At 29.9% G+C, this 12915-nt stretch carries 16 protein-coding genes; 14 read left to right on the forward strand and 2 right to left on the reverse strand.

The window, feature by feature from the left end:
• Positions 1-59 precede the first annotated feature (59 nt).
• From G9F70_RS12895 to G9F70_RS12960, 14 genes are all read left to right on the forward strand, one after another.
• Positions 60-572, forward strand: coding sequence for a GrpB family protein (locus G9F70_RS12895; protein WP_164947288.1), 513 nt, complete (start codon positions 60-62; stop codon positions 570-572).
• Positions 573-772: 200 nt separating this feature from the next.
• Complete coding sequence (locus tag G9F70_RS12900) at positions 773-1348, forward strand: uridine kinase (RefSeq protein ID WP_164947289.1); 576 nt, start codon at positions 773-775, stop codon at positions 1346-1348.
• A 419-nt stretch (positions 1349-1767) separates the two neighbouring features.
• A complete protein-coding gene (locus G9F70_RS12905) occupies positions 1768-2196 on the forward strand; it encodes a DUF4111 domain-containing protein (RefSeq protein ID WP_164947290.1) in 429 nt (142 codons plus the stop codon).
• 204 nt (positions 2197-2400) lie between these two features.
• On the forward strand, positions 2401-2793 hold the full coding sequence (locus G9F70_RS12910) for a GNAT family N-acetyltransferase (RefSeq protein WP_164947291.1): 393 nt from the start codon (positions 2401-2403) through the stop codon (positions 2791-2793).
• Between the two features lie 487 nt (positions 2794-3280).
• Complete coding sequence (locus tag G9F70_RS12915; RefSeq protein WP_164947292.1) at positions 3281-3628, forward strand: serine hydrolase domain-containing protein; 348 nt, start codon at positions 3281-3283, stop codon at positions 3626-3628.
• A gap of 10 nt (positions 3629-3638) precedes the next feature.
• The gene (locus G9F70_RS12920) at positions 3639-4805 is read left to right on the forward strand and encodes a serine hydrolase (protein ID WP_263484317.1); all 1167 of its coding nucleotides are present in this window, start codon (positions 3639-3641) and stop codon (positions 4803-4805) included.
• Between the two features lie 109 nt (positions 4806-4914).
• Complete coding sequence (locus G9F70_RS12925) at positions 4915-5382, forward strand: HIT family protein (protein WP_164947294.1); 468 nt, start codon at positions 4915-4917, stop codon at positions 5380-5382.
• 299 nt (positions 5383-5681) lie between these two features.
• Positions 5682-6308, forward strand: coding sequence for a histidine phosphatase family protein (locus G9F70_RS12930; protein WP_164947295.1), 627 nt, complete (start codon positions 5682-5684; stop codon positions 6306-6308).
• Positions 6309-6843: 535 nt separating this feature from the next.
• On the forward strand, positions 6844-7242 hold the full coding sequence (locus tag G9F70_RS12935) for a hypothetical protein (RefSeq protein ID WP_164947296.1): 399 nt from the start codon (positions 6844-6846) through the stop codon (positions 7240-7242).
• A gap of 224 nt (positions 7243-7466) precedes the next feature.
• Entirely contained in the window at positions 7467-8660 is a 1194-nt protein-coding gene (locus G9F70_RS12940; RefSeq protein WP_164947297.1) for a hypothetical protein, read from the forward strand.
• 248 nt (positions 8661-8908) lie between these two features.
• Positions 8909-9877, forward strand: a complete 969-nt coding sequence (locus tag G9F70_RS12945; protein ID WP_164947298.1) for a GNAT family N-acetyltransferase — start codon at positions 8909-8911, stop codon at positions 9875-9877.
• Between the two features lie 77 nt (positions 9878-9954).
• Positions 9955-10491, forward strand: a complete 537-nt coding sequence (locus G9F70_RS12950; protein WP_164947299.1) for a GNAT family N-acetyltransferase — start codon at positions 9955-9957, stop codon at positions 10489-10491.
• Positions 10492-10587: 96 nt separating this feature from the next.
• Complete coding sequence (locus G9F70_RS12955; protein ID WP_164947300.1) at positions 10588-11526, forward strand: hypothetical protein; 939 nt, start codon at positions 10588-10590, stop codon at positions 11524-11526.
• An 81-nt stretch (positions 11527-11607) separates the two neighbouring features.
• On the forward strand, positions 11608-12003 hold the full coding sequence (locus G9F70_RS12960) for a metallophosphoesterase family protein (RefSeq protein ID WP_164947301.1): 396 nt from the start codon (positions 11608-11610) through the stop codon (positions 12001-12003).
• A 114-nt stretch (positions 12004-12117) separates the two neighbouring features.
• Here the strand turns inward: G9F70_RS12960 and G9F70_RS27015 are convergent, their stop codons facing one another.
• A complete protein-coding gene (locus tag G9F70_RS27015; RefSeq protein ID WP_258881132.1) occupies positions 12118-12243 on the reverse strand; it encodes a hypothetical protein in 126 nt (41 codons plus the stop codon).
• 207 nt (positions 12244-12450) lie between these two features.
• Positions 12451-12900, reverse strand: coding sequence for a VOC family protein (locus G9F70_RS12965; RefSeq protein WP_164947302.1), 450 nt, complete (start codon positions 12898-12900; stop codon positions 12451-12453).
• Positions 12901-12915: the final 15 nt, after the last annotated feature.

The following is a 12915-nucleotide window of genomic DNA, read 5'->3' on the forward strand; positions in this document are numbered from 1 at the left end:
GTTGTGAACTTTTACAAAGTAAAGAATATTTATATTAGCTTTATATTGGAGGTAACCAAATGAAAACAAAAAGAGTTATTGTTGTTCCATATGATTCTAGATGGAATAATGAATTTCAAAAAATAAAATTGTATTTAGAAAAAGCACTTGAAAACAGTGTTCTTGCAATTGAACATGTAGGAAGCACTTCGATAGAAGGGTTATCCGCTAAACCAATTATAGATATAGATGTTATTATTGAAAGCTATGATACATTTGAAGATGTTAAATCTCGTCTGAAAAATTCAGGCTATTATCATGAAGGAGATTTAGGAATAAAAAATAGAGAAGCTTTTGGATATAGTGAAAAGCATGAGTTTATGACTCATCATTTATACGTTTGCCCACGAGATTCAGAGGAGTTAAAAAGGCACATTGCTTTTCGAAATTATTTGAGAACACACAAGGAAGATAGGGAAAAATATAGTGTAATTAAATTACAAGCAGCAATAAAGTATCCAACAGATATCGATAGTTATATAGAAACTAAAAGTCCTTGTATTACTGAAATTTATAAGAAATGTGGGTTATGAGAATTAGCATTAAGATGTGGAATTAACGAATATACAATACGAATATACAATACGAAGATGGGAATCGACCTTTGAAATTAAACAATATTTTGAAGAAAAGATTAGAAAGTCAATTTACAGTTTATTGCCTAATATAAGAGAAAATACATTTAGTTCATAAATTTCGTATATTATTCACTAAGGAGTTGATGGGTAAGAGAATGAATAAAATTTTAAATAAAATTGAAAAAATTAATTTGTTAAAAGCTTTTTGTACAATTGCCATTGATGGTTGTGGTGGAGCAGGAAAGAGTACTTTAGCAGAGTATATTGGTTCAAAGTATGTTGGTGCCCAAATAATACACATGGATGATTTCTATAAACCGTCTAATAAAAGGGTACAGTGTAGAATATGTGATAAAGAAGTAGCAGCGGATTATGATATCAAAAGATTAAATCAACAGGTTATTAATATGATTATTAGTGGAAAGGAATCAAAATATCAAAAGTATGATTGGGTATTAGATAAGTTATCAGAATGGCATACAGTCCAACCTAATAGACTAATTATAGTTGAAGGTGTCTACTCTCTAAGTAATGAATTATTTAGTAAATATGACATTAAGATATTTGTAGAATGTAATAGAAAAATCCGTTTAAAGAGAGGATTAGAAAGAGATGGGTCAAATGCTCTTGAATTTTGGGAACAGTGGATGAATGAAGAGGATAAATATCTTCATGAACAAAAACCACAAGATAGGGCTGATTTTATAATTTCAGGAGAAGAAAAATATTAATATAGTTTAAACTTAGCAGTACATAAGTATGCATATTTATATTTTTCATATATTCCACCACAATTATTATGTAGTATGAATCATAAGCGCGGATTACTGGATTATGTCTTTCTCTAAGTATAGTTACTAAAACGACCTACAACAAAATGTTTACGTCCGCCTTTGCTGGTGGACTATTTTTATATAGCTATGTGTAAATTTATGACTTATAATCTATATATAGGTTGCCGATTAACCCATCTCCAAGGTATATTCCCCCACCCAAGTGCAGTCGCACTAGGTAGGGGAATGTCGGCAACACGATATTTTAAGTGAACTGCAATATTTATTAAATACTTTCTCCGCTTCAAGAATCCCACACATTTATTTTGCATTTTTCAAATGCTCATAAAGAAAAATATCAACATGATTATAGTTACATGTGTGAAAATGGAGAAGATCTCGATTTGGCTGCGCACATTACAATTACTATTTCAAGAGGTATTTGTGTTTTTGGAAAACCAATATATGATATATTTGAGCCTGTTCCGCCAAGATATTACTTAGAATCAATCATAAATGATGTTGTAAATGCAAAAGAAGAAATACTCGATTCACCTATATATATTATCCTTAACCTTTGTAGAGTTTTATATTATCTTAAAGAAGGAGCAATATGTTCTAAAAAAGAGGGTGGAGAGTGGGCATATTCTAATGTTCCTATCCAATATGCTGAAATTATAAAAGAAGCTTTATTATCCTATAAAAATGCAAAATCAATTAATAATTATAACCCTGAATTATTAATTGATTTTGCAAATTTAATGATAAAGGAAATCAATTCAAGTTATAACCTTTTGACTTCATGACATTTATTTTATACGGATTAAATCACCTCCTGGGGAGCTGAAATTAACGACTTCAGAAGGAGATTTACCCTCTTGTAGACCTCTGGAGCAGATAACAATCCCCAATCTATGAGAAATTTTCTTACGCGGTTAGTGATTTTTAGCTATTCAATATAAAGGAAAAGCCATGTTTTTTAAAATTAAGCGAGGGAGGGAAGTTATACTATGATTATGTATCATGCAGATAAAAAAGCTGATTATGAAAAGTTAAAAACTTTATTTAATGAGGTGGGATGGAATGATAAAACTGAGGATATTAATAGATTAAAAGCCATGGTAGAAAATTCTCAAATAGTAGTTACCGCATGGGATGAAGAAATAATGGTTGGATTTGCCAGGTGTACAACTGATTATGTATTTAATGGACAAATAAATAATGTAGTAGTTGATTCGAAATACAGGAGAAAAGGTATTGGTAAGGTTTTAATAAATAAGATAGTAGATAGTAGCAAACAAGTTACCTACATGTTAAGGGGAAGTATCAGAAATGAGGACTTCTATAGAATTTTAGGTTTCGAAGATGGTCCAATATCTTTGATTTATAAACGCAAAAATTAAGATAAATAAAAGTTAAGATAATATAGTTTGTTATTAAAGAGCTGTGGCACACTTTTCATATAAAACGTCACAAACAATAAAAGTTTGTGGCGTTTTTAGTTGTTATGGCGACACAACTAAAAAATAAAATAATAAAATTAAGGGCACCGGAGAGGGTGTCTTTTTAATTCAAAAATATATGGATAGCTAGGATATTTTTTATAAAAGGAAATAGAACAAGTGTGTAGGAAGTTTGTTGAAGAATAAGCAAAATGCGAATTAACTATTGAAAATGAAAGTACCAATAATACGGAGCTTAAAATGTAAGTATTTTTCATGTATAACAAAAAATACATGTGTTTTATGAGGTAATATGCTATAATTATCATTAGTTGGGTTAAAATTGTAAATTATTATAAAGAAAAAAAACAATTTAATCATAAATATTTTAAAGATATTAATGAAGCTTTAAGTTATGTGAAGAAATTGATCAGGGGTGAAAAATATAATGGCAACATTTAATATATTAACTAAAATTGATGAAATGTGTAAAAAGTATGATAGGAAGGACTATCCAGGGATTGCTATTGGAGTTGTTGAGAATGGTGAATTGATATTTTGCAAAGGGTATGGTGTGGCTAACTTAGACTATGACATCCCAATTGATGGGAATACCGTATTTCATGTTTGTTCTATTGCAAAACAATTTACAGCAACTTGTATCGCTTTGCTGATAGAAGAAGGGAAATTATCATTAGATCAAGATATCAGGAGTATCTTTCCTCAGCTTAAGGATTGTGGTAATAAAATTACGATATCTAACTTGCTTCCAATATGCAGAAGAGCATATATTTAAACCATTAGGTATGAATAATACTTTTATCAGAGATGATCGTACAAAAATCATTAAAAATAGAGCAGCTGGATATTCAAATTATGATTATGTGCATTTTAATGACAGTTATGAGCGTTATTGTTCAATGCATGACACAATTTCCATTAATGAAGAGAATGTAGAAGTTGCTGGTGCTGGTCAGTTATGGACAACTGTACGCGATTTTTATTTATGGGATAAAAATTTTCATAATAATATTCTAGGAAAATCCTCAAAAGAATTTATAGAAGTATTGATAACATCTGGATTGTTAAATGATGGGGAAGAATGCGGATATGGTTGTGGCCTGTTCCTTGGCAAATTTTATGGTAATAAGTTAATACAGCATGGAGGATGTGCGGGCGGTTATAGTGCATATTATGCACTATTGCCAGAAAAGAAATTATCTGTGATTGTTTTTGGAAATCATACGGGTTTCTTTCATGATATTGATGTTTGTAATGAGGATGGCGGATTAACGCATGGTATTCTAAAATTATTAATTGGTTATGAGGATGAAAAAGCCAGTGAGGACGAGAATGAGTCAGCTGAAACAAATATCAATCAAGCGGAATTTGATTTGGACTTATCAGGAAAATATATGGATCCAATCAGTAGTTGCATATGGAACATAAGAAAAAAGAAGGATACTTACTATGTAGACGATTATTTAGGAAATAGTACTAAAATTTTTTATTATGGTGATGGTGTTTTTAAATCAGTGGATAAAAGCAAAACATATACAGTAGTAGAAAATAATAAACATATATCAGAGGGTATTCAGTTACACAGCGGAAAAATTGACAGAACGTTTTATCCTTTCTGTGGAGAAAAAATCGATAATTCTGAGTTAAAGGTATACGAGGGAAGCTATTATTGTGAAAACCTTGGCGTCTCATATAATGTTATGGTTGATAACCATAAATTATTTATAAGTAATGAGAATCGCCATAATAATGCGTTGGATTTATATTATACACCAGCGATCAGAGATACTTTTATAAGTGCACCTAATAATTATATTCCTTATTATTGCACGACTTTCAGTAGAGACGCTAATAATGAAATAATATCATTTTCATATCGAGATGACGAAGAAACTTTACGAGAAAATTTTGTATTTGTGAAGATGGCTCAATATCGGATTCTAAGCAAGTAAATCTTTTGGATGTATTATTAGTAAATCTATATGTAGCAACATAAAATACAGTACGTGGTAATTAATTGGGAAGTAAAGATTGTTTATAAATAACGCATGGAGGATATATATGGATAGTTGGAAAAATGATAGGATTGGTTCTGCAGAAAGAGGTGAAAATCCTACAGTAATGGTAAAAATGAAAAGTGGATTTGCAGTTATAGGAGATAATCAATTTCTGCCTGGATATTGTGTTCTTCTTGGATATCCAAAAGCAAGTTCACTCAATGAGTTATCTCTAGTTGAAAGGAGTCAATATTTAATCGATATGACATTAATAGGAGATGCTATTATGAAAACATGTAATCCATTAAGAATTAATTATTCTATCTTGATGAATTTAGACCACTATTTGCATACACATATTGAAGCTCGTTATAATTGGGAACCTGATGAGAATAAATGCAGACCGTCTTATTTTTATCCAAAGGAACAAAGATATGGTAGTCAATATGAATATTCAGATGGAAAATATGGTGATTTAAAAATAAATATAACCCGAAATTTATTGGAACTTATGAAAAATGCTGCTTACTAAAAATTACGATTATACTACGATGCAAAGTGTGTAGTTGTTATGATTACCTAAATGAGAATGATTTTTGTTATTTGACTATTGGTAGGTTCCATGCACTAACTTACGCATTTAGTGAACTTTGTTTTTAGTGATACAAAGATTTAGTAGCAAGAACTTGTTTAAGCCATATAGGCTTTAAATACAACAACGAGGTTATTATTGTAGGAAAGTGGGACGGTACAGATGAGAAACATAGTTTTCCTTGGAAACGACCCATGGCTACATTACTTAATATTTAATCTATACAAGGGAGATAAAAGATGAGAAAAATTATACTAATTCAACATTGTCAATCAGAACATCATATCACTAACTTGACAGGAGGGTGGACAGACACCCCGCTTACTGATTTAGGACAAAAACAAGCTAATTTGCTTGGTACAAAATTGAAAAATGAAATAAGTACGGAAGAATATACCTTGTATTCATCAGATTTATTAAGAGCAAAACAAACGGCTGATATCATTGATAATTATTTAAACTTAGGAGTAATAGAAGAGTTTGGACTAAGAGAAATTAATAATGGCATTGCAGCATGGAAAACAAAGGATTGGGTAAAAGAAAATGAAATTCCTATGCCAGAAGAAGGTTTTAATATAGACCACGAACCATTTTTAGGTGGAGAGACTTGGAGACAGTTTTTTCTAAGAGTTAGCAAATGTATGGAAGATATTTATAGTTTGAATCGAAAGAATTTAATTATTGTTACACATGGATGTGCTTTATCATACATAATAGCATGGTGGCTAAAATTAACACCAGAAATGTTAAATCATACAGTTTTTTCTGCTTCACCAGGAAGTATTTCTATGTTATTAGAAGGTAGGTTTAATCAAAGAGTATTAAGAATATTGAATGATACTTCACACTTGACTAAACTGTCTTAGTTAGCGCAGTTGTAATACTTTTTTGATTTAGTTTTATTGGAAATTAATTGTAAAAAAATATATTAATTGCTTCTATGGTACTAATAATTATTGCTGCCGTTTCTTTGTTCTATAGTGTTAATAATATTATAGATTTTGAGTTCAAGACTGGCGCATACTTTTGTAAGATTGACTTGAAAATATAGCCAAGCTACACCTGTGAAACTAAGCGAAGTTTCACTAAGATTCTCGGCAGTGGGAATTAGAAACTTTAGTTGAAATTTTAGAGAAAAAGAATAATTGATTAAGGGTTTTTAGATTTGGTTTTATTGAGACACAATTTTATCATAAAGCGTAAAAGATTTTATGTTTAAAGAAATGGAAAATACTTGAACAATCTGGTATAAATGCTACTGTAGGTGATTTAATATTTGTGCACTTTGACAAACTAGATGCTAGAAGAAATACGCTTCTAGTTTGTTACTGGCGAATTAATTCATAGAAATATATAAGAGAACTATAGTTTTTAGTTACTTTAAAGACAAGGGGGAATATAATGAAAAATAGGCACTCACTATTTATTATTAGTATCATTTTATGCTTCCTGGTTGTTTTTACATCATACATAAAATCTAAAGGAAGTATAGTTATGAATCAAGATAATACTACCGAAATTACGAAAAAACCATCAACGGAATCCTCATATTATGAATTGCTTTCTTCACATAATAAAATTAGAAATATACCATCGAAAACACTGAAAGAAATAAAGAGTAATATGGCATATGAAGAAATTATCAAGAAGTTAGGTATGACTAAAGATATAGGGAGCGGATTATTTGTTGCTGAATATATTGTAGATGATAAGTTAATTCTAAGTATTTCATTTGGCAATTTGAATGATAAATGCTTATTAGATGGTGATGAACTCTTGAAAGAAGCAAAATCCTTTTAATACTCAATATTCTTATTTTACACCGCAATTATTATATAGTATGAATTATATTCAAGGATAGAGGGAGTAGCTCTTACTCAAAGCGTAGTGTCTAAATTCCGTATAACAAAATGTTGCCATCAACACAATATGTTAGTGGAAATACCTAAGCAGCTTTAATAGATATTAAGATAGAGTGTTCAAAAGTTATAAACAAACAATAGTAATATCGGGGGATAATGAATATGATAAACAAGAAACTGAATTTTTTCTATTTTGGGGAGGATAGTGATTACGGAAATTATAATCCTGACTATGACTGTAATACAAAATATACACCTAAAATATTACATTTAATTGCGTCAAATGAACCATTTTCAATATCTAAATATGAGATAATTAAAATTCTAAATATGAGTGAGGAAAAACTTGATGATACAATTAATAACCTTCAATTGATTAATGCAATAGAAGTGAAGGATGATACATTTAGAATAAAATTCCCTGTTTTTTTAGAAGAAGATGCTATAAAAATGAAGGGGTATTTAAGTAATATAGGTCAAGTAATTGGGGACAAAATAATATCTTTAAGTAATGTTATTAACCAAAATTTATTAAATTTAGAATGTTCAAAGTATCACAGCAAAGAAAGAATACTTTATCATATAATTTGTGAAGATATTTTTGACCACACTGCCCTTGCTTTTTTTACTAAAAGGAATATTTTTTCTACATCAAAATTACAGCCTGATGATAGAACTTATATTAGAGTAGCTTATGAGGATATCAAAACAGTAGATCTCCCAAGCAGTAAGTTAATATACATTCGTAATAGTTATAGCAGCTATGGATTAAATTGGTATGGACATTCAAATGATTCAAGTAAGGACATGTACAGATTTTTTAGACTTATACAAAAGGGTATTGACAATGAAACTCCTTTTCATGACTTAAATATAGGATATAACACAATTATAGATGACATGAATAAAGAAATTGCGAGAAAGTGCGGAGAGCTAATAGTTAATGTAATTAGCAAAGATGCTAAGTGCAATGAGCTGACAGTGAAGGAAAAAAGTTTGGTTAGTATTCTAAACGAACTTGGTTATGCTGATATAAATGAGGTTAATAAATCTATATTAATAAATGTGCCATTATTTTATTCAAGCGAAAAGACAATTATTGAGGATATATCAGATACCATACTTTTGGAATTATATCCAGTGGCGAGAGAATTTTTTGAAAATTTTGAGATTAATGTATCTGATTTGACATCAATAAGGCATATGTTAGATATAAAGGAAATATCAAATGAACTATGGCATCAAATTTTCGGTTCTACTAATGAGTATTTAGTGAAAAAGAAATTTATTGAATTACCGCATAATGGAGGTGGAGAAAGTCTATACCTGAGAAGTATTACAACAACGCAATGTTAATGTTAATATTAAGGTTAAATTTTATTTCAATGTTTGCAAGTCAAAAAATGAAAATTAGTCCTAGAGACAATTAATTACATTAATTCAGCAAAAGAGTGGAAGCAGGAAGGATATACTCCCGCAATTGAATATTCCGTGAATTCGCCTAAAGGTTTAACTTATGAAGAATTACTAAAGAAATAAGCCATCTAGTATAATACTGGATTAATATTATATTATAAATCAATTTAAAATTGAGGGGGAAAAGTATGAATGAAAAAATAAGATTAGAAGTTGCATTAGATGCTGATGCAAAGCAAATAAGAAATATGATGATTGATGTTGAAAGAGATGAAACTGATAGATGGTATGATAATGGTGAAAGGCCTTTTATACCTGGTTATAATTCTGTTGATATGCAAAAATATCATATGCGAGATAAAACCTATTACAAAATAATCTATAATGAGGTTCTTGCAGGTGTTTTACTTATATCTTATACCGGGAGAGAACATGCAAGAGTTGACCGTTTATACATAGACCCAACATTTCAAAATAAGAGTATAGGTTCAAAAGTTATTACTCTTATGGAAGAAATGTATCCTATGGTAAAGATATGGACGCTTGATACAATTCAGAAAAGTATTAGAAATCATTGCTTTTATGAAAAAAATGGTTATGTGAAAGTAGGCGAGGATGAAGAAGACAGATATTATCGCAAAATAATAGGTGATGCAATTAATGATTTATATGTATTTCATTCAAATGAAGATTTAAGCAATCAAAATTTTCGTGGGTGTAATATGCAGAATGTTGATATTCATGACGTTAACATGTGTAACTCAAGGTTTTCTAATCTCGATTTGGGAAATGCAATATTTCAGAATGCTAATGTATCAGAATCACGATTTAGCAATGTAAATATGAGCAGTTCAATATTAGGTGATTCTAATATGAACAAAATAGAAATCTGCCATGTATCATTGTCTGACGCTTACATACACGATACTAATTTAGGTTTTCAGACAGAAAAAGTACCACTTACTATAGAAAGATGTGAATTAATTAATAGCAAAATTATTGACTCAAACCTACAAAATCTTTCTATTAACAATTGCAATATAGAAGGAATGAGCATTAATGGATTACTTGTAAGTGACCTTATTAATATATATAAGGCTACATGCAAATCCAAAGTAATATCTAAAGGTTGTATAAGACGAACTAGTAGAAAGTAATTAACAGCTTATCAGATAACTAAGTACAATCCATTTAGCGTATATTACACGAAATATATTAAGGAGGAGAAAAAATCATGGAAATATTTGAAAATCATATTATTAGATTAAGAGAGGCGACGCTAGAAGATGCAGAAGAATTATTAAGAGTAACAAATGATGAAGACGTTATGAAATATTATGGGATAGAGCCATACATAAATATAAAAGAAGCGGAAGAAGAAATTAATTGGTTTCTAAGTCTTTTTAAAGGAAATAACGGAGTAAGGTGGGTAATAGCGGATAAAAAAACGAATAAATATATTGGAGATATTGGCGTTTTTGATTTAGATAGACAGCATAATAAAATTGAAATTGGCTTTAAACTAAAAAAGGAATATTGGAACAAGGGAATAATGGCTGATTGTATTTCTGAACTTTTGAAATTTAGTTTTTGTAACAAGAATTATAATAGGGTACAAGCAATGGTTGATCCAAGGAATACAGGATGTAAGAAAACTTTAGAAAAATGCGGATTTAAATTAGAAGGATTACTAAGAGAATATGAATTTGAACATGGTGATTACGTTGATTTACAAGTATATTCAATTTTAAAAAGGGAATATAGTAAATAAGTTGAAGTTTATAAAATTATTTTTAGTCATACGAATATAAGTTAAAATTTTAGAATATTGTGTACAAAAAAGTCATAAGACGAGAGGAAGTTTAGCATGTTTGAAGAACTTAACAGGGAACTTATAAATGCCAAAGAAAAACTATTGAGAAAAAAGAAATTTCAAAGTTTGGTTAACCAGACTAGAGAATCATTACAAAAGGAATTAGATAGAAAGCTAGCGCTGGAAAATATTCTTAAAGATGAGGATAATGATGTTAAAAAACTTGAATCCTTAAGTATTACTAGTATATTTTATTCAATACTTGGGAGTAAGCATCAACAACTTGAAAAGGAGAGGCAAGAATTGCTTTCTGCTAAGCTAAAGTATGATGAGTGTTGCAAATCAGTTTTAGCATTAGAGAGGGAACTTGTATCTTATAAATCCTCATTAAACAGTCTACTTGGCGTAGAGTGTGAATATGAAACTGCATTGAAGCACAAAGAAGAGTTTATACTGAAACTAAATGATGGTAATTCTCAAAAGATACTTCAACTTATAGACAACATAGCTGACCTTGAAGCACAGAAGAAAGAATTGAAGGAAGCAATTGCGTCAGGTGATGCTGTACAAATTGAACTTGGACGTGTAATAAATTCTCTTGGAAGTGCTGAAGGTTGGGGAAAATGGGATATACTCGGTGGAGGGTTACTTGCCACTGCGGCTAAGCACTCACATATTGATGAAGCTAAGGAATATGTACATCATACAAAAATTGCATTGATACGATTCCAAAATGAATTATCCGATGTAAATTTAATAATGAATATAGAAATAAATATTGGTTCTTTCGAAACATTTGCAGATTATTTTTTTGATGGTCTTATATCTGATTGGGTTGTACAATCAAGAATTTGTGAATCATTAGACAGTGCAAAGCGTGTTGCAAACAATGTAGACAGTGTAATAGGTTCATTGAAAGAAAAGTTCAATAGTATACAAAATGACTTGCTTTCAACAGAAGAAAATATTAAATTGCTTATTGAACAAGCATAGCTGTAGATTGAAAAAACCCATAGAATTATAGGTTGTTTTGTAAATAATCTTTATCAACAAAAAGGAGGGGGGCCGTATCTTATGAGAATTGCAGTAGTTGATAGTTTAAAAAGAGAAAATAATAGTCCTAGTATGAAAGGACTTGCCCAGATTGCCAGTGGTATGGAAAGTGATGTTTGTATTTTTGGGCATTATCATTTGTTCATGGATGAAGAAGTAAATGGGAAAAGATTTATATGCCCTAGTTCAGCAGGAATGCCGTTTAATGGAGATCCAAGAGCACAATATATTATATTAGATATTTTTGAAGGGAACATTACTACATCAAGGCAGTATGTTGAATATGACAGATTAAAACTAGTGGAAGATTTTGAGAAAAATGGATATTTTCAAAAAAACCGCAATTGGTCGATGAATATGGTTACTACTATATTAACAGCACATAATTACATTGATACGCAAAATCTTAGGAAGTAAGGTTATTATACAAGCCTTTTAACCACATGAATATGCTAAAAGGCGTTGAGAACACGAAACATTATATGACATAGACCTTCTAGTTTTTGTGTACTAAATATGATTATTTAAATACTAATTCATTTTAGGTTCAAATTCACTATTTCTATCACGAGGTATATTAAGCTCTACTGCTCCAAGTTCTGAATCCATCTTCGTTTCTAATGCCTCCTGAAGAACATCTCTAAACATATTCTTCATAGAATTTAGAACCTCATTTGGGCTTATAAACTTTTGCTCATGGATATAATTTCTTAAAATTTCCCTGGAAATATATTACATAAAAACACTCCTCCTTACAATAATAATTTCCTGGATTTCTTTGTGAGAGTATGTTATTGCATTTGAATAGGAAATAAAGTTTCAGCATGCATCTCACATTGAAGATGTGTAGCATGCTGATCCTCTTCATTTCAATCTATTATCAAACATTAGTTGAATTTGAATACCAAAAGGGTCTTCAATAATTCCGTATGCTTTACTAAACACATTATTAGATAATGGAACGATGATTCTAACTCTGTTATCTGTAATTAAGCTATTATAAAAATGTTCAATTTCGTTTAAGTCAGCACTTTGAATGCATAATGATGTGTTATTACCAACTTTGTATTTTTCATTAGTATCCATTGTATCTTCTGCAATCATTACTTTAGTTTTTCCAATTAATAAAATAGAGTGAGAGATATAATTTTTATTTTCATCAGTAATCTGTATTGTATTATCTCGCTTTGCCATATCTTGGTATGTAACCAGCAATAATTCCTCTGCATTGAAATGTTTTTTATAGAAATTTATAGCTTCTTTTGTTTTCCCATTCATTGAAAGAAAAATAGCAATTTCTAGTGTTTTACTCATAGTATCAATCTCCTT

Origin of the sequence: Clostridium sp. FP1 (genome assembly GCF_011065975.2) — a bacterium.
Taxonomy (GTDB): Bacteria; Bacillota; Clostridia; order Clostridiales; family Clostridiaceae; genus Clostridium_AD; species Clostridium_AD tagluense.

Excerpts from the sequence above, each read along its gene's own strand:
- G9F70_RS12925 (WP_164947294.1), top strand. The coding sequence starts at position 4,915 with ATGGATAGTTGGAAAAATGATAGGATTGGTTCTGCAGAAAGAGGTGAA.
- G9F70_RS12920 (WP_263484317.1), top strand. The coding sequence starts at position 3,639 with ATGAATAATACTTTTATCAGAGATGATCGTACAAAAATCATTAAAAAT.
- G9F70_RS12960 (WP_164947301.1), top strand. The coding sequence starts at position 11,608 with ATGAGAATTGCAGTAGTTGATAGTTTAAAAAGAGAAAATAATAGTCCT.
- G9F70_RS12915 (WP_164947292.1), top strand. The coding sequence starts at position 3,281 with ATGGCAACATTTAATATATTAACTAAAATTGATGAAATGTGTAAAAAG.
- G9F70_RS12930 (WP_164947295.1), top strand. The coding sequence starts at position 5,682 with ATGAGAAAAATTATACTAATTCAACATTGTCAATCAGAACATCATATC.
- G9F70_RS12910 (WP_164947291.1), top strand. The coding sequence starts at position 2,401 with ATGATTATGTATCATGCAGATAAAAAAGCTGATTATGAAAAGTTAAAA.
- G9F70_RS12900 (WP_164947289.1), top strand. The coding sequence starts at position 773 with ATGAATAAAATTTTAAATAAAATTGAAAAAATTAATTTGTTAAAAGCT.
- G9F70_RS12940 (WP_164947297.1), top strand. The coding sequence starts at position 7,467 with ATGATAAACAAGAAACTGAATTTTTTCTATTTTGGGGAGGATAGTGAT.
- G9F70_RS12905 (WP_164947290.1), top strand. The coding sequence starts at position 1,768 with ATGTGTGAAAATGGAGAAGATCTCGATTTGGCTGCGCACATTACAATT.
- G9F70_RS12950 (WP_164947299.1), top strand. The coding sequence starts at position 9,955 with ATGGAAATATTTGAAAATCATATTATTAGATTAAGAGAGGCGACGCTA.
- G9F70_RS12965 (WP_164947302.1), bottom strand. The coding sequence starts at position 12,900 with ATGAGTAAAACACTAGAAATTGCTATTTTTCTTTCAATGAATGGGAAA.
- G9F70_RS12935 (WP_164947296.1), top strand. The coding sequence starts at position 6,844 with ATGAAAAATAGGCACTCACTATTTATTATTAGTATCATTTTATGCTTC.
- G9F70_RS27015 (WP_258881132.1), bottom strand. The coding sequence starts at position 12,243 with ATGAAGAATATGTTTAGAGATGTTCTTCAGGAGGCATTAGAAACGAAG.
- G9F70_RS12955 (WP_164947300.1), top strand. The coding sequence starts at position 10,588 with ATGTTTGAAGAACTTAACAGGGAACTTATAAATGCCAAAGAAAAACTA.
- G9F70_RS12945 (WP_164947298.1), top strand. The coding sequence starts at position 8,909 with ATGAATGAAAAAATAAGATTAGAAGTTGCATTAGATGCTGATGCAAAG.
- G9F70_RS12895 (WP_164947288.1), top strand. The coding sequence starts at position 60 with ATGAAAACAAAAAGAGTTATTGTTGTTCCATATGATTCTAGATGGAAT.